This window comes from Deferribacter autotrophicus (genome assembly GCF_008362905.1).
In the GTDB taxonomy this organism is placed as follows: domain Bacteria; phylum Chrysiogenota; class Deferribacteres; order Deferribacterales; family Deferribacteraceae; genus Deferribacter; species Deferribacter autotrophicus.
In genome coordinates this window covers 154,292-177,048 of record NZ_VFJB01000003.1, presented here as the reverse complement: position 1 = coordinate 177,048, position 22,757 = coordinate 154,292, and the positions used below count along the sequence as shown (strand labels likewise).

Genomic DNA, 22,757 nt, shown 5'->3' with positions numbered 1-22,757 from the left:
TCTATAATTTTTATTCATTATCTTCAAATTCGTTTTCAACTTTTCTTACAAGTCCACGGTTTCTAATTGCAGTAACGATACCGTGAACACCAAAAACAACAGCAGAGATACCCACAATAGTTGTTCCTATTTTCGTAGCAGTTGCCTCTACTCCAAAACCAGGAATATTTGGTAACCTTCTATAAATTGGAGTCATAGTGTCCCAAAATCCAGGCTCACTACATCCTACGCAACCATGCCCTGCCATAACCGGCCAGCTTAAACCCTCATTCCAACGAACTGTCGGGCAATTATGAAATGTTTCAGGACCTTTACAACCCATTTTATATAAACACCATCCTTGTCTATGTCCTTCATCTCCCCACTTTTCCACAAACTGTCCGGCATCGAAATGGGCTCTTCTTTCGCAATTATCATGAATTCTTTTACCATAAGCAAATTTTGGTCTAAGAAACTTATCAAGGGCAGGTGGTGCTCCAAAAAGAAGATAATGAACCACCGTAGCTGTCAAATTATCCACATTCATTGGACAACCTGGTAAATTAATCACCGTTTTATTACCCAAGATCTCTTTTACCGACTTTGCCCCTGTAGGATTTGGATAAGCTGCAGGTAAGCCACCATAAGCAGCACATGTACCCACTGCTATTACAAAAGCAGCATTACCACCAACTTCTTTTAATATGTCAACTGCTGATCTACCGCCAATACAGCAATAAATACCGTCATCTGCTGTCGGAATAGAGCCTTCAACAACACAAATATATTTGTTTTTATACTTTTTAACGGTTTCATCTCTAGCAGCTTCAGCTTGATGACCTGCTGCAGCCATTATTGTCTCATGATAGTCAATGGATAAATAGTCAAGAACTAACTCAGCCACAGTAGGTCTGTTTGCCCTCAAGAGTGATTCAGAATCACCTGCACAATCCTGAAATTCAAGCCAGATAACCGGGGGTCTGTTATCATCCTCTATAGCCTCTGCAATTTTAGGTGCAAAAGCTGGAGACAGCGCAAGTGTACCTGAGAGAGCTGTGCAATATTTTAGAAATTCCCTTCTGCTAACCCCGTACTCTTTCAAGATATTATCAAGTTTGCCCATGAATAAAACCTCCCTCTTTTGTTCTAATAAATCTTGACATATGATTAAAAAAAATTCAACACTTTTTTATTTAAAAACTTGATAATAACTATTAATATTATTTGATTATTCGAATATTGCGATATCTATATATTGCTAACTTTCAACCAAAAATAATCGTAAGGAGAAATTTTTATTGATAATTTGCCATTTTTCAGATGGAATTTCTTCCCTGATAAAAGATCAAACAACCTAGAATTTTCCCTAAAAAAATCATTTAAGGCACATTTTAAAATAAAACTTTTTTTTGATATATTAACAATTACTAAAACAGCTTCTTCTTCATATTTTCTTATAAGTGCAAATACTCTTTTATCAAGATCAAGGATAATTTGTTCTGCATTCGGATGAAAACATTTTTCCCTGGTCCTTATTTGAATAATATCCAACAGTATATTTAATACTTTATAACTATGAGAATTTTTATCGCTCAGAATATCCTTTAGAACTTTTTCACTAAGAACTTTTCTATTTATACTCCTTGTTTGTCTCTCATTTAGCACAGCCTCAGCATCATTTTTGGAAGCAAAAAGACTATGAATATAAACACCAGGCACTCCCATAAAAGATAACGCTATCACTCTGGAAGATATAAAGCGTTTTATCCGTATCTCTTCATCCTCTTTTTCATCCTCATTATTTAAGGCACTATACCATGTAATATTCAGTTCATAAGGGACCTCACTCCCATCTTCCTCTGCCCTATAAGAAATAAAACCACCATGTTCAAGAGTCTTTAATACCATCATCTCTACATCTTTCTCATCCAAAATCCCTTTTGTAGGGAGAACACCGATCCCATCATGAGAATCTAAAAAATTAAAAAAGGTAGTTTCATCTGAAACTTTTTTAATTGACCTTGCCCAGTTAGTAAGTTTCTCAGAGTTTTCAGTATAATAGGTATACAATACTAAAGGTGGCAGAGCAAAATTATATACCATTTGTGCTTCATCGTAACCATTACCAAAATATCTTATATTTTGTTCGTGGGGCACATTAGTTTCAGTAATCAGAGCCACATGTGGCGCCACTAGATTCAAGATATCCCTAAAAAGCTTTATTGTCTCATGAGTCTGTTTTAAATGGGCACAATCTGTTCCAAGTTCTTCCCATAAATATGTCACAGCATCAAGTCTGATAATATCAGCGCCCCGTCTTACATAATATAGCAGGATATCAATCACTTTGGCTAAAACTTTAGGATTTCTGTAATTTAAATCAATTTGATCCGGACTAAAAGTTGTCCATACCAGCTTTTTCCCATTTATTGTATTAAATTCTGTGAAAAGATGTGTGGTTCTTGGCCTAAGAATTAATTTTAAATGATCTTCAGATATCATCTCTTTAGTTGAAAGTACAATAAAAAAATCTTTAAAATCAGGATTGCCATTCAAAAATTCTTGAAACCACCTGCTTTTTGATGAAACATGATTGAACACTCCGTCAAACATCAACCTAAAATCTCTTTTTAACTCTAAAATATCTTCCCAATCACCTATCCTAGGATCAACCTGTTCAAAATCAATTACTGAAAATCCTCTATCTGATGAATATGGAAAAAATGGAAGAAGATGTATAGTATTAAAAACACCTTTTAAATATTCTTTAGCAAAACTTGAAAGAATTTTTATAGGTTTTTTATAATGATTTATAATAATATCCCCATATGTAATTAATACGATATCTTTTTCAGTAAATCTGTTTTTAGGATCAAAACAGCTTTCCCATTCTTTCATCAAGTCAGTTTTATAGGCATAATAAACTTTCATTAACCTTTCAATTTCAGGATACCACTTTTTGGCAGTTAATGAATCATAAAGCAAAGCAAGTCTGTTTATTATTTTCTTTTTTATTTCTACAGGAACTTCAAGTAGCGGTTTTGAGTAATCTGCTTCTAAAAGGTGGAATTGCGAAGGATCAAAATTTTTATGCATTTCAAATCTTTGCTCAACTTTCATTAAAAGCAGCTACTGCTTCATCAGCATTTGTATACTCTTTTAACACCTTATCAAGATGTGTAATTTGAAAAATCTCTTTAATTCTATCATTGGTAACAACAATCTTCACATCCCCACCATTTGCCCTACAATGCGCAATTTTTGATACCATTGCTCCTAATCCACTTGAATCAACAAACTCTGTATTACTCAAATCGATTATAAATTTAAATTTTTTCTCACCCACTTTTTGAGCAATAATATCTTTCAGATCCTGGGAATTTGAAGCATCGAGCCTTGTAGGAATTACAATTACTACAATATCATCTTTTTTTTCTATTATATCAAATGGCATAGATCACCTCCGCACAAAACGCTATATAAAAGGAAATTAAACCTTAGTCAATCTATAAATACTATTATAGCAGAATATAAAAAAAGGGGGGCATAAGCCCCCCTAAAATATTTGACTGCATCGCAGTCTTATTTTTATGTCCCCTGTGGTTCAAAAACAAGAGTTTCATATGGATTAAAACTAAACTGATCACTCAATTCTATTACCTTGTAACAGCTTTTTGACTCAAGCAAGGTTCTTGCAAAAGCATTATTTAGCTCATGACCAGATTTATAAGCTCTAATATGTCCATAGAACCTATAACCTAAAAGAGCAATATCACCTATTAAATCCAAAATCTTGTGTCTAACAAATTCATCATCATATCTCAAACCATCTTCATTCAAAATCCTGTTTCTATCAATAACTACAGCATTCTCCAATGAGCCACCCCTTGCAAGCCCCATTTTCCAGAGTTGCTCTACTTCTTCCTTAAAGCCAAAAGTCCTAGCTCTTGAAATTTCTTTTAGATAAGTATTAGGAGTAACTGTTATAAATTTTTTCTGCTCATTAATAATACTATTTTCAAAATTTATCCCAAAAGTCACTTTAAAATATCTTGAAGGTATTATCTCAATCCATTTATCCCCTTTTTCAAGCCTTATTTTTTTCGTGAACTTTAGGTATTTTCTTTTTTTCTTAAGCTGTTTTACACCTACATTTTTTATCTGATCCACATAAGCTGAAGCACTACCATCAAGAATAGGTAACTCTTCACCATAAACATCTATATGAACATTATCTATACCTAATCCATAAAGTGCAGATAACAGATGTTCTACAGTGGAAACCTTGTAATTGCCACAATAAACTGTAGTAGCAAGAACAGTAGATATAACGTTAAATGGAGTGAGCTTTACAGGCTTTGTGCCAGGGATATCAGCCCTGCGTATTGTAATTCCATTATCAGGAAGAGCGGGGAAAAGCTCTGCCTTAACAAATTCTCCCGAATGAAGCCCTCTACCACTAAAAATCAACTTATCATTTATAGTTGTCTGATACATTGTGTTTACCTCCAAAACCAACATATAATATAGCAAAAGCTATACCATAATCAATCATTAAATTATCAACCGGTAACTTACTTGTAAATATATATTTTATTTAACCACCTAAAATATACAAACACATAATGTTTAAACAATTCAACACTCTCGATTATAATGTGTATACAAAATCATACAGTTCTAAGGTCAGCATTTTCAAAACGTGTAAACTCTTTAAGAAATGCTAAATAAACACTGCCCGTAGGTCCACTTCTGTGTTTTGCAAGAATAACCTCACATAATCCTTGATACTTACTATCTTTATGATAAACCTCGTCCCTGTAAAGAAATATGATTATATCCGCATCCTGCTCGATTGCTCCAGATTCTCTCAAGTCAGAAGGTTGAGGTCTTTTATCACTTCTGTTTTCCACACTTCTATTTAACTGAGAAAGAGCTATCACAGGGATATTAAGTTCTTTAGCAAGCGCCTTTAAAGATCTTGAAATTTCAGAAATCTGCTGCTCCCTTGAATCACTATTGCTACCCGTCATTAGCTGAAGATAGTCCACTATCACAAGATCTAAGCCGTGCTCTTTTTTCAATCGCCTACATTTTGCCCTGAGCTCCATTACGGAAATCGCAGGAGTATCATCTATAAACAATCTAATCTCATTCAACTCACTACCCACAGCAGCAAGCCTATTCCATTCCTCCAAATTAAGTTTTCCATTCCTTAGTTTGGTAGATTCAATTTTTGCCTCAGCTGCGAGCAACCTCTGAACAAGCTGATTAGCAGACATTTCAAGAGAGAATATGGCTACAGACTTATCAAACTTGTAACTCGCATTAAGTGCAATATTAAGTGAAAAGGCCGTTTTACCCATCCCTGGTCTTCCAGCCACAATAATTAGGTCAGAATTCTGAAAACCATTTGTGAGTCTATCAAGATCCACAAATCCGGAAGGAACGCCAGTTAAATCCTCTTTCTTTTCATAAAGTTTCTGAAGAAGTTCAAAGCTCTCTGATAAAAGATCCGATATTGGCCTTACATCCCCTTTTAACTTAAACTCTGCCAGCTGAAAAATCGCCTTTTCTGTCTCATCAAGCAATTCTGTTATATCACCAGTAAATTCGTAAGCCTTAGAAGAAATATTACTACTTATTTCAATAAGATTTCTAAGCAATGCCTTATCTTTAACAATGGCTGCATAATAAGCCACATTGGAAGAGTTCGGAATAATATCAGTAAGGGTGGTGATATAATCAATCCCACCAGCTTCATCAATAAGATTCAAATCAGTAAGTTTTGAAATTAGTGTAACTACATCAAGGGGCTTATTCCCCTGAGAAAGCTTTAAAAGGGTTGAATATATCACTTTATGTGCAGGATGATAAAAATCATCTGGTTGTAATAAATGAATTACTTTATCAAGAGCTTTTTCATCCAGCAATATGGATGCAAGAACACCTTGCTCTGCTTCCAAATTGTGAGGTGGGGTTCTAATCTTACTACTCTGCATCTACAACTACCTTAAATTCTCCTTTAATCTCTTTGTAAAGATTTACTTTCACATTATATGTTCCAGTATTTTTGATTGGTTCAGGAAGTTCAATCTGTTTTTTGTCAATATCTACTCCTTCTTTTTTAAGGGCTTCCTCAAGCTCAGCCGCAGTTACAGCTCCAAACAGTTTGCCATTTTCTCCAGCCTTTTTCACAAGCTTTACTGTAATATTTTTAAGCTTCTCAGCAAGATTTTTAGCATCATTCACTTTTTGCAATTCGGCCTCTTGCATTTGAAGCTTTCTTTCTTCAAGCTTTTTTATATTTGCAGGAGTGGCTTCCACTGCAAGATTCTTTTTAAATAAAAAATTTCTTGCATATCCATCCTTAACATTTTTTATCTCTCCAGCTTTTGCAACCCCTTTTACATCTTTAAGAAAAATTACTTTCATCCAAAACCTCCGCAACCGTTTTTTCTACTAAAAAATAGTCATAACCTTTTCTTACTAAAAATTCAAAAAGTTTTTTTTTATCTCTATTCTTTGAGACCTTCCTAAGTATTGTCTTATTTTCTTTTTTGCTAACATTCTTGCATTTTCTGTAATACTAATATCATTTTTTTCTGCCACTTCATATATTTCATCAATGTTTATATCTATACCTTTCAGTTTCAATTTTTGAACGATAAGATAAGGCCCCTCTTTAGACAAAAGCTTACTCACAATGAAACTATACTTATATCGATTATCATCCACATAACCAAAATCTTTATATTTTTCTAAAATCTCTTCAATATCCTTTTCCTCAAGTTGAAATTTCTCTTTTAATTTGCCTCTTATCTCAAAGCTGGTATAATCTTTTTTTGTCAACAATCTTAAAAGATAGCTTTCAGGATTTTTATTTTTTTTCATTCTCCTCATCCCAATCAAGACCAGAAGCGTTTGTAATCCCTTTTACTCTAAGTCTAAAATCATCAGGACGTTTAGCTCTCTTAATTGCTTCTTCAAATGTAATGAGCCCTTGAGTATAAAGATCGTACAGTGATTGATCAAAAGATTGTGATCCATAGACTTCTCTACCTTTTTCTATATAGTCATTAATCAAATGAGTTTTCTCCTTATCAATTATACATTCTCTAATTGTAGGTGTATTTATCATAATCTCTACTGCTGGAACCCTTCCTTTACCATCTGCCCTAGGAACAAGTCTCATGGAAATAACCGCTTTCAAAACCGATGCAAGTTGCATTCTCACTTGTCTCTGGTGATATGGCGGAAAAACTGAAATAATCCTGTTTATCGTCTCTGGAGCATCTATAGTATGCAGTGTAGACATCACCAAGTGACCTGTCTCAGCAGCTAAAACTGCTGTTTCTATGGTCTCAAGATCTCTCATCTCACCCACTAAAATAACATCGGGATCCTGTCTCAAAGATCTCTTTAAGGCTTCATAAAAAGACGTAGTATCAGTTCCCACCTCTCTTTGTGATATTATTGCCTTAAGATCTCGATGCAAAAACTCAATGGGATCTTCAATTGTAATAATATTAACATTTTTTGTTTCATTAATATGTCTTATCATTGATGCCAAAGTAGTAGATTTTCCACTACCAGTTGTTCCAGTAACGAGTATCAACCCTCTATCTTCAAGAGCTATTTTTTTCAATATCTCAGGAAGATGCAACGAGTCAATATCAGGTATCTCAATAGGTATCGCTCTCATAACGATACAAACAGAACCTCTCTGTATATACGCATTTACCCTGAATCTACCAAGCCCCTTTGCGCTGTATGAAAAATCTGCTTCAAAGCTCTCCTTAAATCTATTTTTTATCTGATTTGGCATAATTGCAGCTACTGTTTTTAACGTATCTTCTGGAGTAATTTTCTCAAAGTCAGGCTGAGGCATCAATTCTCCATCTATTCTAAAAACCGGAGGTTTACCTGGCTTCAGGTGTATATCTGAAGCCCTTTTAGCAAGTGCTTTTTTTAAAATCTCATTTAATGGAAGCAATTATTCCTCCCTGTTTTCACTTTCTTTATTTAACCCATACTTTTCTCGAATCTTTTGCTCTATTTCTTCTGCAATTTCTGGATGCTCTTTCAAATAAGTTCTGGCATTTTCTTTACCCTGTCCAAGCCTAATATCTCCATAGCTAAACCAAGCCCCTGATTTTGTCACAAAACCTTCTTTTACTCCCATATCAATTAAAATACCTTCTTTGGAAATCCCTTCTCCAAAAAGTATATCAAATTCTGCTTGTTTAAAAGGTGGAGCCACTTTATTTTTCACCACCTTACATATCACCTGATTACCCACTACCTGGTCTTTTTCTTTCAAAGCTGATGTCCTTCTTACCTCAATTCTTATGGTTGAATAAAATTTCAGAGCATTCCCTCCGGTAGTGGTTTCTGGATTACCAAACATTACCCCTATTTTTTGTCTCGTCTGGTTTATGAAAATCAGAGCAGTCTTTGATTTATTAACTATTGCTGTAAGTTTTCTGAGTGCTTGACTCATCAGTCTTGCCTGCAATCCCATATGAGCATCACCCATATCCCCTTCAATCTCAGCTTTAGGAGTTAAAGCAGCCACAGAATCTATCACAATAACATCCACAGCACCACTTCTTACAAGGGTCTCAGCTATTTCTAAAGCAGCCTCACCACTGTCAGGCTGGCTAACCAGTAAATTTTCTATATCCACACCAATTGCATCAGCATAAACTGGATCCATAGCATGTTCAGCATCAATAAATGCGGCTACACCACCCATCTTCTGTGCTTCAGCAATCACATGTAATGCAATAGTGGTTTTTCCACTAGACTCACTGCCATAAATCTCTATAATTCTCCCCCTTGGAATTCCTCCTATACCCAAAGCAATATCTAATGAAAGGGACCCTGTAGGGATCACAGGTGGCTTTTCAATGGCTTTATCTCCAAGGCGCATTACAGCACCCTTACCAAAATCCCTTTCAATCTTACTCATTGCTAGCTCTAAAGCTTTCTTTTTGTTCTCATCCATAAATTACTACCTCCTCAACTTTTTAATTCTTTCGCATAAATTTGTTCATACACAGGACCATGTTGAGTTAATGTACTCTTAAACAGATAAACAGTTTTAATGTAAGTTTTATATGGTTTAAAATTCTCATTTAAACGTGCAACATACTCTTTAAATCCTTTTTTATCCGCTAATCTCTTAATTCTTGCAGCAGTCAAATGAATTATAAATTTTTTCTTGTCATCAAAAGATATTCTTTTTTCCTTCAATTTCTTCCTAAGATTATTTGTAAAAACAGTCAAGTTATCGGATTCACCTTCCAGAAAAAAAACCACAGGCATTCCGTTTCTTTCAAAAAAATTAAACTTCTTAAAATTTATAGAGATAATTTCTTGCGGTTCTACCGCATCAATGCAATCTATAATACTTTTTAAACTTTCCTCTTTTTGATCACCTAAAAAAGCAAGTGTAATATGTAAATTTTCAAGCTCCACAGGTTTTACTGCACCAAAATTTTTTAAGAAATTCCCAGATTTAAAAACTAAGCTATTCAATTTATCATCGCATTTAACAGCAATAAAAAGACGCATAAAATCAATCCTCTTTAAGTTTCTCTAATAGAAGCTTAAAAGCCATATTTGCAGTTCTTTCTCTTACAGTATCTCTATCACCACTAAATTGATATTTATTAATTAGTAAATCATCCTTAATCTTTACCCCTATAAAAATTGTCCCCACAGGCTTATCCTTGCTACCACCATCCGGGCCTGCAATACCCGTGGTAGCAATTGCAACATCCGTTTTAAACTGCTCATAACACCCATAAACCATCTCTTTGCAACACTCTTCACTAACAGCACCAAATTTTTCCAGTGTTTCACTTTGCACGTTTAACAATCTCTCTTTTATTTCATTACTATAAGCAACAACCGAACCTTTAAAAGTCTTTGAACTACCTGGAATATCAGTGATTTTCTTTGCAATTAATCCCCCCGTACAACTTTCAGCTGTAGCTACGGTATAGCCTCTTTCAAATAATTTTCTCAATACCACCGATTCTATTGTATCATCATCTTCACCGAAGTAGAAACTTCTCAACTCCTTTTTTAAAGAATCAGCTAGTAGCACTAAATTTTCGTAATTATAACTTCTAAGTCTAACAATAATCATCCCTTTTGATACATTTATTATGATTTCCACATCATCAGGCTTATTTAGTTTTGTTATCACATCATCCACATCAGATTCTGGTATCCCCATGAATTTCAAGTCTTTTTTGAAAAATTGCTTTAACTGAAATTGTTGCTTTAAAAAAGGGATTACATAGTCTTCAAACATATATTTCATTTCATAAGGAATACCAGGCATAGAAATTATCCACTTTTTATCTTTCTCCACACCAAAACCGTATGCCGTGCCTTTTTTATTTTCAAAAAGGGTGGCATTTTTCGGTAAATAGGCCTGCCTCTTGTGAGTCTCTTTGATTGCTACCCCTCTACTGCTCAACTTCTCAACTATTGATGAATATACATTTTCATAAAAAACGAATTCTTCCCCAGCAGCTTCAGAAACAGCTTCCGCAGTTAAATCATCAAAGGTTGGCCCCAAACCGCCTGTAGTAATTGTGATATCATAGTTGCTCAAAGCGTACATAAATTGATGAACGAGCAACTCCTTATCATCAGGCAATGCTTTGATTTCCATTATCTTTATACCAAAATCTGATAGAACTTTAGCAATATATGCAGAATTTGTATCAACAATGCTCCCTTCTAAAATCTCATTTCCAATGGCGTAAATTGCACCTTTCATATAAATACCTTAAATATTAGCATTACAATAAGTGTATATATGGCAGCAACAATATCATCAATCATAATACCTACACCACCACTCACACTTTTTTCAATCTGCTTTATGGGATAAGGCTTCCATATATCAAATATTCTGAATATGAAAAAAGATAGTATCAAATTTAAAAGGGTTGCAGGGAAAAAAATCATAATGAAATAGAAAGCAGCAATCTCATCAATTACCACTTCAGAAGGATCTTCTTTTTCATAATAGTGCTGATAATATTCACTGGCTATAATTCCAAGTATGAACAAAATTATAAAAAAAAGAAACTTGAAAAAAATGGAAAAAACACCTGTCAAAAAAATAAGTGGAATAGCCACAAGTGTCCCAAAAGTACCAGGCATATACTCAATGAATCCTACATTGAGTCCTGTGGCTGTCCATTTTAAAAATTTGTGCATAATAATTACCCCTTACTTTTGAAATTTAAATGCCTGCTTCAAATCAATCTTACCTTCATAAAATGCTTTACCCACAATACAGCCAAAGATGTTTTCTATTTTTGATGCAGCCTCAATATCTTCAATCCCCTTTAAACCACCAGAAGCAATTACAGGTTGCTTAGAATGTTTTGATACTCTATTCAACATATCAACATTATAACCTGTCAACATTCCATCCCTTTCTATATCAGTATAAATTATGGCAGATGGTCTATATTTTCCATAGTAATCTAAGATGTCAAATATTGTAACATCACTTTTCTCATACCATCCATCCGTAGCTACATACTCACCTTTGCAGTCAAAACCAAGAATAATTTTATCAGGATACTCCTCTAACGCTTCTACGGTAAACTCTCTATTTTTAACTGCAGCCGTCCCAATAATTGGATAGTTCACTCCAATCTCAAAATAAACTTTTAGCTTATCAAAATCCCTTATTCCACCTCCCACTTCAACTTCAAGATCTGTTTTTGTAACTATTTTGCTAATAATATCAAAGTTGATTGTATCTCCATATTTTGCACCATCCAGATCCACTATATGAATCCGTTTTGCGCCAAAATCTTCAAACATCATTGCCACATCTAAAGGATTATCAAAATAGCTTTTTGATTCTTCCATTATCCCTTGTTTTAATCTAACAACTTTTCCTTCCAAAATGTCTATGGCAGGGATTATCAGCATTTCCACTCTCCAAAATTTTTTATAATTTTTAACCCGTTCATATGGCTTTTTTCAGGGTGAAATTGAGTTGCTATCACATTATCTCTACCTACTATTGCTGAAAACTCTACTCCATACTCACACACCCCAATAGTCTCACCTTCCACCACTGGAGCAAAGTAAGAGTGAACAAAATAGAAAAAAGATTCATTCTCAATACCTTTTATTACTGGGTGATCTGAACAGAAATTTACGTTATTCCAACCCATATGTGGAATCTTCATCCCCTTTGATACTATCTCTTCAGGAAATCTTTTAATACTCCCTTTAAAATACCCAAACCCATCGTGTATTCCAAATTCGAAACTTTTCTCAAACAGAAGCTGCATCCCAACACAAATCCCTAAGAATGGTTTCCCTTTTCTGATGTTTTCGTGTATTACCTCCACAAGGCCGAGGTTAACAATCCCTTTCAAACAATCTCCAAATGCCCCAACCCCAGGTAAAACAAGATGTGAAGCATTATCTATCGCCTCTTTTTGCGATGTTACCACAGCTTCAAACCCCACAAACTCAAAGGCTTTCTGTACGCTTCTTATATTACCTGCACCATAATCTATTATGGCAATCATCTATTCAAGTACTCCTTTAGTAGAATTTATTGTATCACCTGTTTTTGCTATAGCAAATTTAATAGCTCTTGCCACGCCTTTAAATATTGCCTCAGAGATATGGTGGCTATTTTTCCCATATCTCTTCACTATATGCAGTGTGCATTTTGCATTTTCAGCAAAAGCTTTAAAAAATTCTTCAACTAGCTCGCTTGGAAATTCACCAATTTTTTCAGTAAAAAATTCCACATCGAAATTTAAATATCCTCTACCTGAAAAATCGAGTGATACCTCCACCAATGTCTCATCCATAGGTAACAGGAAGAAACCATAGCGTTCTATCCCCCTTTTGTCACCAAGAGCTTCATAAAAACATTTACCAAGCGTTATACCAATATCTTCAACAAGGTGGTGATAATCAACATCAATATCACCATCGGCTTTAATCTTTAAGTCAATCTTTGCATGATGGGCAAAAAGCTCAAGCATATGATTGAAAAAACCAACAGGTGTACTAATTTCATATTCCCCATTGCCATCCAGGTTAATATCGATTTCCACTGTTGTTTCACCTGTACTCCTTGTTATAGTTTTTCGCCTCATTTTATCCCCTTTTTTATATTTGAAATATATCCTTGCGTAAAATTCGCTATGATATTATATAAATTCTACACTAAAAATTTAAAAAATAAATATTCTTTTTTGGAGAACTTATGAATCTAAGAAAAATAGCACCCCTTTATGAAATCAGTGATAAAGACAAACAGAATATTCGCTCACTCAAAGACTCAATGCTTCAGTACAAAAAAGAATTCGTTGATGCTTTTTACGAATATCTTGAAAGAAAGTTTGACTTTACAGAACAAATTCCATTCGAACGTTTCCTTGTACACAAGGAAAAGCTTGGAATATGGTATGAAAAGTTTTTTGAAGCAAGTTTCAACAACGCATTTTACCAGTTTTTAATAAATGCTAGCAAAAAACATGTTGATTTAAGAATTGATGAAAGTGCCATAAATACAATGTTTAGTTTCGTAAGAAGATGGTTTCACGAAAAAATATTTTTAATAATAAATGATGACTACAAAAGAAAGGAAATTTTAGTAAGTGTTCATAAATTTGTGGATATAAATGCTGCTGTCATGAGCAGTGCATATCATGATGAACAAATTAAGAAATTTACATCTATCTTTTCATTACGCGAACTTGTTGTATCTTTCAGCGAACGATTTATGTTTTTTATGAACTCCATACTTGTATTAATTCTTGTTTTATTGACAATTAATGCAGCTTACATGTTTTTTATGGAACTTGCTGATACCTATCAACATGGAAGTGGCAAACTCCTTATCACTGCATTGGGCTCCCTTTTAATATTATGGGTTTTAATTGAGCTTCTTCATACTGAAATACAGCTATTAAAAGGTGGGAAATTCAAAATCAGTGTTTTTATTGGAGTAGCTTTAATTGCTTTCATAAGAGATCTTCTGATACTCACTTTAAAGCATGAAGCAAGCGGCGAAGGTATTTACTTTGTACTTGCATCAATACTTATTTTAGGATTAATATATTGGCTTATTGCAAGAATGGAAAAAATGGACAACGCTAAAAGGAGAGGTTAATGATAAAACTGTTAACAAAAAAAATCTTTGGCTCTTACAACGATAGATATCTAAAAAAAATAAAACCCATTGTAAGTGAAATTAATGCAAAAGAAGATGAAGTGAAAAGTTTAACAAACGAACAGTTAAGCCAAAAAACTGCCGAATTTAAAGCAAAATTAGAAGAAGGAAAAACACTAGATGATATTTTAGTGGATGTATTTGCAGTAGTCAGAGAAGTAAGTAAAAGAACACTCAATATGCGCCATTTTGACGTCCAGCTAATGGGTGGATATGTCCTACACAAGGGCAAAATCGCTGAAATGAAAACTGGTGAAGGTAAAACCCTTGTCGCTACACTAGCTCTTTATTTAAATGCATTACCTGGAAAAGGTGCTCACCTTGTCACCGTAAACGATTACCTTGCCAGAAGAGATGCCCTATGGATGGGACCAATTTATCTATTTTTAGGGCTTAGCGTGGGAGTAATTCAGCATGAAACATCTTATCTTGTAGAATGGGATAACAAAGAGAAATTTACCACAAAACTCGTCGAATGCGATAGAAAAACTGCTTATTTAGCAGATATAACTTATGGAACCAATAATGAATTTGGTTTTGATTATTTAAGAGACAATATGAAATATGACCTTGAGGAATATGTACAAAGAGACCTCCATTATGCCATTGTAGACGAGGTTGATAGCATATTAATCGATGAAGCAAGAACTCCACTTATTATAAGCGGTCCTACTGACGAATCTACTGATAAATACTACGAAATTGACCGAATTGTAAGACAGTTAAAAAAAGACGAAGATTACACTGTAGACGAAAAAAGCAGAACTGTAAAACTAACTGAATCTGGAATTAACAAAATAGAATCCGCTCTTAAAATTGACAACCTTTTTGATATCAAAAACATGGATACCCTACATTTTGTAAATAATGCATTAAAAGCTCACGCTCTTTTCAAACGCGATGTAGATTATGTGGTACAAGATGGAAAAGTAATCATCGTGGATGAATTTACCGGAAGGCTTATGCCAGGAAGAAGATTTTCCGAAGGGTTACATCAAGCTCTTGAAGCTAAGGAAGGGGTTGAGATTGAGAGTGAAAATCAGACTCTTGCATCTATTACATTCCAAAACTATTTCAGAATGTATGAAAAACTTGCAGGGATGACAGGTACTGCCGCAACAGAAGCACAGGAATTTAGAGAAATTTATGGCCTTGATGTAATCGTAATCCCAACACATAAACCTATGATAAGAAAGGATTATCCTGATGTCATCTATAGAACTGTAAAAGAAAAATATGATGCCATTGTAAAAGAAATAGTAGAAATGCACAGTATCGGCAGACCGGTACTGGTAGGGACCACATCCATAGAAAAATCTGAATACTTAAGCAAATTGCTTAAGAAAAAAGGGATACCCCATGAAGTATTGAATGCAAAATATCATGAAAGAGAAGCTCATATTGTAGCACGTGCAGGTCAGAAATATGCCGTCACAATTGCCACAAATATGGCAGGTCGCGGTACCGATATTAAACTTGGTCCAGGTGTGGCAGAGCTCGGTGGTTTACACATCCTTGGTACAGAAAGACATGAATCCAGAAGAATTGATAATCAGTTAAGAGGTCGTTCGGGAAGGCAAGGAGACCCTGGTTCATCAAGATTTTTCTTGAGCTTGGAAGACGACCTTCTAAGAATATTTGGTTCAGATAAAATCTCTGCCATTATGAATAGACTTGGTATGAAAGAAGGGGAACCAATAGAACACCCTCTTATTTCTAAAGCAATTGAAAATGCTCAGAAAAAAGTAGAAGCAATGCATTTTGAAATAAGAAAACACCTTTTGGAATATGATAATGTAATGAATCAGCAACGTCAGGTTGTATATGCTCTCAGAAGAACAATTTTAGAGGGGAAAGACCTTGATGAAATAATTGCCGAACACACTGAGAACGTAGTAGATGATCTTATTAAAAATTTTATAGATACTCCTGATCATCCTGACGTAAAAGGTTTATCAGCTGCTCTCGAAAAAATATTCGACATAAAACTTGATTTAGATGAAACCGTAACCAAAAAATCAATAGATGAAGAAAAGAAAGAAATCTTAGCAAAAATTAATGAAAAAATTGCTGAGAAAAAGAAAGAAATAGGTGAGCATTTTTATGGATTTGTAAGATTTCTCCTTATTAATATCCTTGATAATCGATGGAAAGAACACCTTCTCAATATGGACTATTTAAGAGATTCCGTGGGGCTAAGAGGATACGGTCAAAAGGACCCACTCATTGAATATAAAAAAGAATCTTATAATCTGTTTATGGATATGATGAACAGAATATCTTACGAATTCATGGAATTTCTAACCCACATAAAAGTGGAAGTAGAAGAAGATATAAATTTAAAAAGAGAGCAACAAGATATTAGGGAAGAACGAAGAGATATATTTGGAGATAGCACGGAAGAGAAAGAAAAAAAGAAGCCCATAAAAAGAACTCAACCTAAGATTGGCAGAAATGATCCATGTCCTTGCGGTAGTGGTAAAAAGTACAAAAAATGCTGCGGGGCCAATCACTAGTAATAGGATCAAACTGCTTTAAATTTTTGGCTATTTATTAGTTCTCACTGAAAAAGTAAGAACTAATTATTAAATAAAATTTTTATCATTTTAATAATTTTTAAATTAGATTTCTAGCAAAAACTTTAAAGAGGAATGATCCACTTCTAAAACCCCAGAAATAAGGTAATATTATAACTTTTATCCCCCAGTTTTTTGTGTAAATTACCAAAAAACTGGGGGAATTTTTATGGGGAAATTGAAATAAATCAATTATTATAAATTAGTTGCCACTTTTTTAGTGGCAACTAATTTAAAATATGTGGAAAAACTGTTGAAAAAAGATTGCATGTTCGCACTTAGTTGGACCGCAATGACTAACTTCTATGTTTTGTGTGGAACGAATACATTGTTGTAATAATTCAAAATATTTTTTGTCATAGTTTGCTAAGACAGGTTTAAAAAGATATCAAGACTCATGTAAGGTGTCCGTATTAAAGCAATCTCTTCATTAAACTTATATTTCCATAGATTCTGAAAGAAATCCTGGTTTCAAAAGTTAAGTTTACCAAGAAAAGGGAAAATTTTCAGCATATAGGTTATCATTGTTGTCATAGAACCAGAAAGTATAAGCACGCCTATAAAGACTAAAAGTGCTCCTGAAATCTTTTCTATAATTACAAGCAGCTTTCCAGCTTTTCTCATAGCAGAAAGTACAAATCCTAATGTAACAGCTGCAAGTAAAAATGGTATCCACAATCCCAATGAGTAAACAAATAGTAGTGTAACTCCCTGCGTTATGGTACTTTCTTGGGAAGCAAGAGCTAAAATACCTGCTAATATTGGTCCAATACATGGTGTCCAACCAAAAACAAAGGCTACACCAAGTAAAAATGCTTCAATAAAAAACGGATAATTTTTTTTCTGATAATTCCATTTTTTTTGACTGAGGAGTTTTTTAATCTTAATAACACCTAGCAAATGTAAACCTAATACAATCACAACTATACCTGCAATTTTCTCTAAAATAGCTCTATTGTTATTTATCAACTTACCTATTGAAGTTGCACTGGCACCTAAAATCATAAAAACTAGAGTAAAACCAAGCCCAAAAAACATTGCACCTATTATAGCTTTTGCTCTAGGAGACATTTTCTCATTACTTGTCAAAGATTCAATGCTCTCTCCGGATATAAAAGACATATATCCAGGAATTAATGGTAAAACACAAGGAGATAAAAAGGAAAGGATTCCTGCTACAAATGCCGTCAAAAAATTAATTTTTTCCATTTCAAAAAAACCTTTTCTTTTTTAGAACATCTACTATATAAAAAAGGGAAACAAAGTCAAGTGAGGGTTGTATGAAAAAAAGTTTAAAAATTATCATTCCTGGGCTAATCATATTGGCTGTAATCACTTATCTTATTTTTACTAGTTTTAAAGATACTGGCGTTTATTATCTCGAAGTAAGTGAATTGATGAAAAATCCTTCGCAGTATTACGGTAAGGGATTAAGAGTAAGTGGCCTTGTAGAAACAGGTTCTGTAACTAAAAAAGCTATAGAGAAATATTTAGAATTCAATCTAGTAGATGATTCAGGTGCCAAATTAAGGGTTGTTTATAAAGGTATAATTCCCGACGCATTCAAAGAAGACGTAGGAGTAATAGTAGAAGGAAAACTAGATAAAAGTAATATTTTTAGAGCTAAAACATTGTTGGCAAAATGTCCATCTAAATATGAAGCAGAAGTAAAAGAAGAGAATTAATTTTTTGATTGAACTAAATTAAAATATACTAATCGAATAAGTGTTTAATTGTTTAATTTAGTAGTATATTATGGAGGATTAAATGGGTAATCTTGGTTTATTGATTGAAATCATTGCTCTTTTAGCGGGTGGCATCGCCATATTTTTCTATTTAAATGCTATCATGAAAGATGATGAGCAGAGCAACAAAATTGGTAATATTGCATTTATTTCGCAAACCTTATTAGCTACTTTAGCTTCGGTTATTCTTGTATATGCCCTTGCCACAAGCTATTTTAAAATGGAATATGTAGCACAGTATACCGATAGGGCACTTCCATTTATCTATAAAATCAGTGCCTTTTGGGCAGGTCAAGCTGGATCACTCCTTTTCTGGGGGTGGTTAATTACAATAGCAGGGTTAATCGAGCTTTCAAGGAATAAAAAGTTTAGCAATAAATATAGAAGCAGTATTATGCTTGTAATAACTATAACATCATCTTTTTTCTTCTTAATCACATCCTTTGTGTCAAATCCTTTCAAAGAATTAGACTTCATCCCAGCTGATGGGCTAGGGATGAACCCTCTACTACAAAATCCAGGAATGCTCTATCACCCTCCAACCCTTTACATCGGTTATGTCGTTTACACTCTACCTTTTGCATACGCCGTAGCCTCATTAGTAACCAAAGATTATTCTAGCAAATGGCTAAAATATTCAAGAATGTGGAATATGATAGCCTGGATTTTTCTCACTATAGGAATTGTTTTAGGTGCTCAGTGGGCTTACGTGGAACTAGGGTGGGGCGGATACTGGGCATGGGACCCCGTAGAAAATGCTTCCCTTTTACCATGGCTAACAGGTACAGCTCTATTACATAGTGCCATAATGTACGAAAGAATAAACAGATTAAAGCTTTGGACATACATGCTTGCTTTAATAACCTTTGAGCTTTGCATATTCAGTACATTTTTAACAAGGAGCGGCGTAATTGATTCAGTGCACAGTTTTGGAAAATCACCTTTAGGGATATTTTTTATCTGGTTTATAATTCTTACTACTATAGCCTTTCTAATCTTACTTTTCACCACAAAAAAATCCTTAAAAGAAGATGAGAACTTTTACCTCCTTTCTAGAGAAGGTTTATTTTTTATAACAAACTGGCTTTTCGTAGCACTAATGTTAGTAATTCTTTTTGGAACAACTCTTCCTATTATTTCTGAAATTTTCTCCAGCAGCAAAAGTAGTGTAAATATATCATATTATAATCGCGTATCCACTCCATTTTTTATAGCACTTCTCTTTCTTGCAGGAATCTGTCCTTTAATCCCTTATAAAAAAGCATCTATTGTAAACGTAATAAAAAAGGTATGGTTATCTGGAATTTTATCCATAGTTGTTGGGATTATTCTATATTTATTAGGTTATAACAAAATCATTCCTCTTATTCTTTTTATTGTTACAACATTTGCTTTTTTTGCAATTGTCATACAGGTTATTAACAATCTTAAAAATGCTGGGTTATCTGCCCTAATCAAAAACAGAAGATTTTATGGTTCTATGATTATTCATTTAGGTTTATGTATGATAGCTTTTGGTGTCATCGGCTCTGCCTTTTATAAAACCTCAACAGATGAAGTGATAAAAGAAAACTCTGACATTATTTTTAATGAATACAGATTACATGTAAAAGATTTAAGATTTGAAAAAGTCAAAAATTATATATCTGCATTCGTCCCTGTTAAGGTATATAAAAATGAAAAATACATTGTCACAATGAAGCCTGAACGTAGATTTTACAAAAACAACGAAAATGCTTACGCTGAAGTTGCAATATATACAACACCTTTAGGTGATTTGTACTTGATTTTAGCAAGTTATGATAAAAATGAAGGAATTGTGGGAATTCAGGCTATTTATCACCCACTTGTAGTTTGGATATGGATAGGATGTTTCGTTATGGTCCTTGGTGGTATCTACTCACTATCACACAGGACGGAGAATGGATAACCCTCAAGTTAGTCAACGCTATAAAAGGCGTTGACTAACTTGTGATAAAAAATTTTATGTATAAACATAAAAAAACTCGACATTTTTCATAATTTTATAATAAAATTGAGGAAGATAGTTAAAATAAGAGCCTTTTAATAGCAAGGATACTAAATCGAGGGGGCAAGGCAAAGCCCCCAAGTTTTGTGCGAAAGGAGCTATTAATTTGACACTAATTAAGGTCACCAATCTTGAAAAGAAGTTTGGCAATAATTACGCATTGAAAGGTGTATCATTTAATATCGAAAAGGGGGACTTTGTCTCAATTTTCGGACCAAATGGTGCAGGAAAAACAACCCTTTTAAAAATTATTTCCACACAAATAAAACCAACTGCCGGAAATATATTTTACAACGGAGTAGCACTTAAAGACCTGCCCGATGATTTTAGAAATTATTTCGGAGTAATTTCACACCAACCGTTTCTCTATGAAAACCTGACAGCATATGAAAATCTTAAATTTTATGGTGGTTTATACAATGTTCAGAATTTGGATAATAAAATCATCTCTTTGCTTAAGAGTGTAGAGCTATATCAAAGAAAGGATGATTACGTAAGAAATTATTCCAGAGGAATGCTACAAAGGTTATCCATTGCAAGAGCCTTGCTTCATGACCCAGAAATAATCTTATTGGATGAACCATACACAGGACTTGATCAGCACGCATCCCACATTTTAACGAATATTCTAAAAGAGCAGTTTGGTAAAAATAAAACGATTCTTATGATTACACACAATCTTTCAAAGGGATATGAACTTGCTACAAAAATTATGGTTATGAAAAAAGGAAAAATTGTTTACAATGAGAATAAATCTGTTATCCCAGAACATGAATTTGAAGACATTTATTTATCCGTTGTGAGTGGAAAATGAAAAATTACATTAAAACAATATTCAAAATAGTAGAAAAAGACTTAATTTTAGAACTCAAATCAAAAGAAGTTATAAATTCCATGCTAATCTTTTCTCTCCTCGTGGTTATTGTTTTCAGTTTTATCTTTGAACCGGGCGCTGAATATAAAGATGAAATTGCAGCAGGTATCCTCTGGATGGCAATTACATTCTCTGGAGTTTTAGGACTCAATAAATCAATGATAAACGAAATAAATGGTGGAAACTTAAATGCACTTTTATTGGCACCTGTGGACAGAAGTGCCATTTTCTTCGGTAAGGTTTTTTCAAATTTTCTATTTTTAATGCTCATGGAGTTGATGACCGTACCGATTTTCATGGTCTTTTACAATATAAACCTTTTTGAGAAACAGTTTATTGGCACTCTTCTCGTTTTCATTGCCGGCAGTTACGGTTTTTCAGTGTTGGGGACACTTTTTTCTCTTATTTCTGTCAAATCAAAAACAAGAGAATTAATGCTACCACTTTTACTATTGCCTTTGTTGGTACCAATCATTCTTGCTTCCATTCAATCCCTGAATATTTTTTACTTCAGCGGTTCTTTTGAAAACGCATCTAAATGGTTGAAGCTTATCGGTGTCTTTGATATTGTTTTTACATGTGTAATTTACATAATCTTCGACTTTGTAGTGGAGGAATAAATGAACTCTAATGAAAAAAAGATTGAAAAAATTATTGATTATTTAACCCTTATCCTCATCTCCATTGCTTTGTATTTTGCATTCATTTACGCACCTTTGGAAAAGGTGATGGGAGCAATCCAGAAAATCTTTTACTTCCATGTGGCAAGTGCGTGGATAGCTTTCTTTGCTTTTTTTATCACGTTTTTGTTTTCAATAATTGTATTGATCAACGAAAAGAAAATTTATGATGAGATTGCTTCATCCTCTGCAGAAATCGGTATAATTTTCTGTACTATAGTTTTAATTACAGGTCCTATTTGGGCAAAACCCGTTTGGGGAGTCTGGTGGACATGGGATCCTAGACTCACTACCACCCTTGTGCTCTGGTTTATTTATGTGGGTTATCTGATGCTTAGAAAGTTTGTTGAGGAAGATGATAAAAAGGCAAAATTTTCTGCAGTAGTAGGTATAATAGGGTTTATTGATGTTCCAATAGTTTTTATGTCCATAAGATGGTGGAGAACAATTCATCCAAATGTCTTGCAAAAAGGTGGCGGTGGACTGCATCCGGATATGCTAAAAGCTTTGATCATCGCTGTTATAGCATTTACTTTTCTCTATCTATCTATGCTTTTTAAAAGAGTTAAAGTGGGGCTTCTTGAAGATAAAATTAAATACTTAGAAAATAAAATCAGAAATTAACG

General features: G+C 33.9%; 23 protein-coding genes. 7 read left to right on the top strand and 16 right to left on the bottom strand.

Features of this window, described 5'->3' with window-relative positions; all coding sequences use genetic code 11:
* Window positions 1-10 precede the first annotated feature (10 nt).
* The 15 genes from FHQ18_RS02885 to hisB all read right to left on the bottom strand — a co-directional run bounded on the left by FHQ18_RS02885 (window position 11) and on the right by hisB (window position 13,148).
* Window positions 11-1,102, bottom strand: coding sequence for a hydrogenase small subunit (locus FHQ18_RS02885; RefSeq protein WP_149265665.1), 1,092 nt, complete (start codon window positions 1,100-1,102; stop codon window positions 11-13).
* A gap of 125 nt (window positions 1,103-1,227) precedes the next feature.
* Window positions 1,228-3,099, bottom strand: a complete 1,872-nt coding sequence (locus FHQ18_RS02880; protein WP_246798627.1) for an alpha-amylase family glycosyl hydrolase — start codon at window positions 3,097-3,099, stop codon at window positions 1,228-1,230.
* On the bottom strand, window positions 3,089-3,433 hold the full coding sequence (locus FHQ18_RS02875; protein WP_149265664.1) for an STAS domain-containing protein: 345 nt from the start codon (window positions 3,431-3,433) through the stop codon (window positions 3,089-3,091). The genes FHQ18_RS02880 and FHQ18_RS02875 overlap by 11 nt, the downstream gene beginning before the upstream one ends.
* 134 nt (window positions 3,434-3,567) lie before the next feature.
* Window positions 3,568-4,476 carry a UDP-3-O-acyl-N-acetylglucosamine deacetylase gene (lpxC, locus tag FHQ18_RS02870; RefSeq protein WP_149265663.1) on the bottom strand — a complete coding sequence of 303 codons (909 nt, stop codon included), beginning with the start codon at window positions 4,474-4,476 and terminating at the stop codon, window positions 3,568-3,570.
* A gap of 173 nt (window positions 4,477-4,649) precedes the next feature.
* A complete protein-coding gene (gene dnaB, locus FHQ18_RS02865) occupies window positions 4,650-5,981 on the bottom strand; it encodes a replicative DNA helicase (RefSeq protein WP_149265662.1) in 1,332 nt (443 codons plus the stop codon).
* Window positions 5,971-6,414: a 50S ribosomal protein L9 gene (gene rplI / locus FHQ18_RS02860; RefSeq protein WP_149265661.1), complete on the bottom strand. Its 444-nt coding sequence runs from the start codon at window positions 6,412-6,414 to the stop codon at window positions 5,971-5,973. The genes dnaB and rplI overlap by 11 nt, the downstream gene beginning before the upstream one ends.
* A gap of 54 nt (window positions 6,415-6,468) precedes the next feature.
* Entirely contained in the window at window positions 6,469-6,873 is a 405-nt protein-coding gene (locus tag FHQ18_RS02855; RefSeq protein ID WP_188020320.1) for a regulatory protein RecX, read from the bottom strand.
* Window positions 6,860-7,975, bottom strand: a complete 1,116-nt coding sequence (locus FHQ18_RS02850; protein WP_149265659.1) for a type IV pilus twitching motility protein PilT — start codon at window positions 7,973-7,975, stop codon at window positions 6,860-6,862. The genes FHQ18_RS02855 and FHQ18_RS02850 overlap by 14 nt, the downstream gene beginning before the upstream one ends.
* A complete protein-coding gene (gene recA / locus FHQ18_RS02845; protein WP_149265658.1) occupies window positions 7,976-8,989 on the bottom strand; it encodes a recombinase RecA in 1,014 nt (337 codons plus the stop codon).
* 14 nt (window positions 8,990-9,003) lie between these two features.
* Complete coding sequence (thpR, locus tag FHQ18_RS02840; protein ID WP_149265657.1) at window positions 9,004-9,558, bottom strand: RNA 2',3'-cyclic phosphodiesterase; 555 nt, start codon at window positions 9,556-9,558, stop codon at window positions 9,004-9,006.
* 4 nt (window positions 9,559-9,562) lie between these two features.
* Complete coding sequence (locus FHQ18_RS02835; protein ID WP_149265656.1) at window positions 9,563-10,780, bottom strand: competence/damage-inducible protein A; 1,218 nt, start codon at window positions 10,778-10,780, stop codon at window positions 9,563-9,565.
* On the bottom strand, window positions 10,777-11,226 hold the full coding sequence (locus FHQ18_RS02830; protein ID WP_149265655.1) for a phosphatidylglycerophosphatase A family protein: 450 nt from the start codon (window positions 11,224-11,226) through the stop codon (window positions 10,777-10,779). Before FHQ18_RS02830 ends, FHQ18_RS02835 begins: the two co-directional genes overlap by 4 nt.
* Window positions 11,227-11,238: 12 nt before the next feature.
* Window positions 11,239-11,955 carry a 1-(5-phosphoribosyl)-5-[(5-phosphoribosylamino)methylideneamino]imidazole-4-carboxamide isomerase gene (gene hisA, locus FHQ18_RS02825; RefSeq protein ID WP_149265654.1) on the bottom strand — a complete coding sequence of 239 codons (717 nt, stop codon included), beginning with the start codon at window positions 11,953-11,955 and terminating at the stop codon, window positions 11,239-11,241.
* Window positions 11,949-12,566, bottom strand: coding sequence for an imidazole glycerol phosphate synthase subunit HisH (hisH, locus tag FHQ18_RS02820; protein ID WP_149265653.1), 618 nt, complete (start codon window positions 12,564-12,566; stop codon window positions 11,949-11,951). The genes hisA and hisH overlap by 7 nt, the downstream gene beginning before the upstream one ends.
* Window positions 12,567-13,148, bottom strand: coding sequence for an imidazoleglycerol-phosphate dehydratase HisB (gene hisB, locus FHQ18_RS02815; protein ID WP_149265652.1), 582 nt, complete (start codon window positions 13,146-13,148; stop codon window positions 12,567-12,569).
* 110 nt (window positions 13,149-13,258) lie between these two features.
* Between hisB and FHQ18_RS02810 the strand changes: the two genes are divergently transcribed.
* Window positions 13,259-14,167: a phosphate-starvation-inducible PsiE family protein gene (locus FHQ18_RS02810; protein WP_149265651.1), complete on the top strand. Its 909-nt coding sequence runs from the start codon at window positions 13,259-13,261 to the stop codon at window positions 14,165-14,167.
* The gene (gene secA / locus FHQ18_RS02805) at window positions 14,167-16,743 is read left to right on the top strand and encodes a preprotein translocase subunit SecA (protein WP_149265650.1); all 2,577 of its coding nucleotides are present in this window, start codon (window positions 14,167-14,169) and stop codon (window positions 16,741-16,743) included. The genes FHQ18_RS02810 and secA overlap by 1 nt, the downstream gene beginning before the upstream one ends.
* A gap of 531 nt (window positions 16,744-17,274) precedes the next feature.
* On the opposite strand, the gene FHQ18_RS02800 is transcribed toward secA, so the two are convergent.
* The gene (locus tag FHQ18_RS02800; RefSeq protein WP_149265649.1) at window positions 17,275-18,012 is read right to left on the bottom strand and encodes a cytochrome c biogenesis CcdA family protein; all 738 of its coding nucleotides are present in this window, start codon (window positions 18,010-18,012) and stop codon (window positions 17,275-17,277) included.
* Window positions 18,013-18,083: 71 nt separating this feature from the next.
* On the opposite strand from FHQ18_RS02800, the gene FHQ18_RS02795 reads away from it, so the two are divergent.
* The 5 genes from FHQ18_RS02795 (at window position 18,084) to ccsA (ending at window position 22,755) form a co-directional block, all read left to right on the top strand.
* Complete coding sequence (locus FHQ18_RS02795; protein ID WP_149265648.1) at window positions 18,084-18,488, top strand: cytochrome c maturation protein CcmE; 405 nt, start codon at window positions 18,084-18,086, stop codon at window positions 18,486-18,488.
* Between the two features lie 82 nt (window positions 18,489-18,570).
* Window positions 18,571-20,478, top strand: a complete 1,908-nt coding sequence (locus FHQ18_RS02790) for a heme lyase CcmF/NrfE family subunit (RefSeq protein ID WP_149265647.1) — start codon at window positions 18,571-18,573, stop codon at window positions 20,476-20,478.
* A 205-nt stretch (window positions 20,479-20,683) separates the two neighbouring features.
* Window positions 20,684-21,391 (top strand): ABC transporter ATP-binding protein, encoded by a 708-nt coding sequence (locus FHQ18_RS02785; RefSeq protein ID WP_246798626.1) that lies wholly within the window; start codon window positions 20,684-20,686, stop codon window positions 21,389-21,391.
* Entirely contained in the window at window positions 21,388-22,071 is a 684-nt protein-coding gene (locus tag FHQ18_RS02780) for a heme exporter protein CcmB (protein ID WP_149265645.1), read from the top strand. Before FHQ18_RS02785 ends, FHQ18_RS02780 begins: the two co-directional genes overlap by 4 nt.
* A complete protein-coding gene (gene ccsA / locus FHQ18_RS02775) occupies window positions 22,072-22,755 on the top strand; it encodes a cytochrome c biogenesis protein CcsA (protein WP_149265644.1) in 684 nt (227 codons plus the stop codon).
* The last annotated feature ends 2 nt before the right edge of the window (window positions 22,756-22,757 follow it).

What these genes read in the sequence shown, in the direction of transcription:
- FHQ18_RS02885 (WP_149265665.1), bottom strand. Translation starts at nt 1,102, where the DNA reads ATGGGCAAACTTGATAATATCTTGAAAGAGTACGGGGTTAGCAGAAGG.
- FHQ18_RS02880 (WP_246798627.1), bottom strand. Translation starts at nt 3,099, where the DNA reads ATGAAAGTTGAGCAAAGATTTGAAATGCATAAAAATTTTGATCCTTCG.
- FHQ18_RS02875 (WP_149265664.1), bottom strand. Translation starts at nt 3,433, where the DNA reads ATGCCATTTGATATAATAGAAAAAAAAGATGATATTGTAGTAATTGTA.
- lpxC (WP_149265663.1), bottom strand. Translation starts at nt 4,476, where the DNA reads ATGTATCAGACAACTATAAATGATAAGTTGATTTTTAGTGGTAGAGGG.
- dnaB (WP_149265662.1), bottom strand. Translation starts at nt 5,981, where the DNA reads ATGCAGAGTAGTAAGATTAGAACCCCACCTCACAATTTGGAAGCAGAG.
- rplI (WP_149265661.1), bottom strand. Translation starts at nt 6,414, where the DNA reads ATGAAAGTAATTTTTCTTAAAGATGTAAAAGGGGTTGCAAAAGCTGGA.
- FHQ18_RS02855 (WP_188020320.1), bottom strand. Translation starts at nt 6,873, where the DNA reads ATGAAAAAAAATAAAAATCCTGAAAGCTATCTTTTAAGATTGTTGACA.
- recA (WP_149265658.1), bottom strand. Translation starts at nt 8,989, where the DNA reads ATGGATGAGAACAAAAAGAAAGCTTTAGAGCTAGCAATGAGTAAGATT.
- thpR (WP_149265657.1), bottom strand. Translation starts at nt 9,558, where the DNA reads ATGCGTCTTTTTATTGCTGTTAAATGCGATGATAAATTGAATAGCTTA.
- FHQ18_RS02835 (WP_149265656.1), bottom strand. Translation starts at nt 10,780, where the DNA reads ATGAAAGGTGCAATTTACGCCATTGGAAATGAGATTTTAGAAGGGAGC.
- FHQ18_RS02830 (WP_149265655.1), bottom strand. Translation starts at nt 11,226, where the DNA reads ATGCACAAATTTTTAAAATGGACAGCCACAGGACTCAATGTAGGATTC.
- hisA (WP_149265654.1), bottom strand. Translation starts at nt 11,955, where the DNA reads ATGCTGATAATCCCTGCCATAGACATTTTGGAAGGAAAAGTTGTTAGA.
- hisH (WP_149265653.1), bottom strand. Translation starts at nt 12,566, where the DNA reads ATGATTGCCATAATAGATTATGGTGCAGGTAATATAAGAAGCGTACAG.
- hisB (WP_149265652.1), bottom strand. Translation starts at nt 13,148, where the DNA reads ATGAGGCGAAAAACTATAACAAGGAGTACAGGTGAAACAACAGTGGAA.
- FHQ18_RS02810 (WP_149265651.1), top strand. Translation starts at nt 13,259, where the DNA reads ATGAATCTAAGAAAAATAGCACCCCTTTATGAAATCAGTGATAAAGAC.
- secA (WP_149265650.1), top strand. Translation starts at nt 14,167, where the DNA reads ATGATAAAACTGTTAACAAAAAAAATCTTTGGCTCTTACAACGATAGA.
- FHQ18_RS02800 (WP_149265649.1), bottom strand. Translation starts at nt 18,012, where the DNA reads ATGGAAAAAATTAATTTTTTGACGGCATTTGTAGCAGGAATCCTTTCC.
- FHQ18_RS02795 (WP_149265648.1), top strand. Translation starts at nt 18,084, where the DNA reads ATGAAAAAAAGTTTAAAAATTATCATTCCTGGGCTAATCATATTGGCT.
- FHQ18_RS02790 (WP_149265647.1), top strand. Translation starts at nt 18,571, where the DNA reads ATGGGTAATCTTGGTTTATTGATTGAAATCATTGCTCTTTTAGCGGGT.
- FHQ18_RS02780 (WP_149265645.1), top strand. Translation starts at nt 21,388, where the DNA reads ATGAAAAATTACATTAAAACAATATTCAAAATAGTAGAAAAAGACTTA.
- ccsA (WP_149265644.1), top strand. Translation starts at nt 22,072, where the DNA reads ATGAACTCTAATGAAAAAAAGATTGAAAAAATTATTGATTATTTAACC.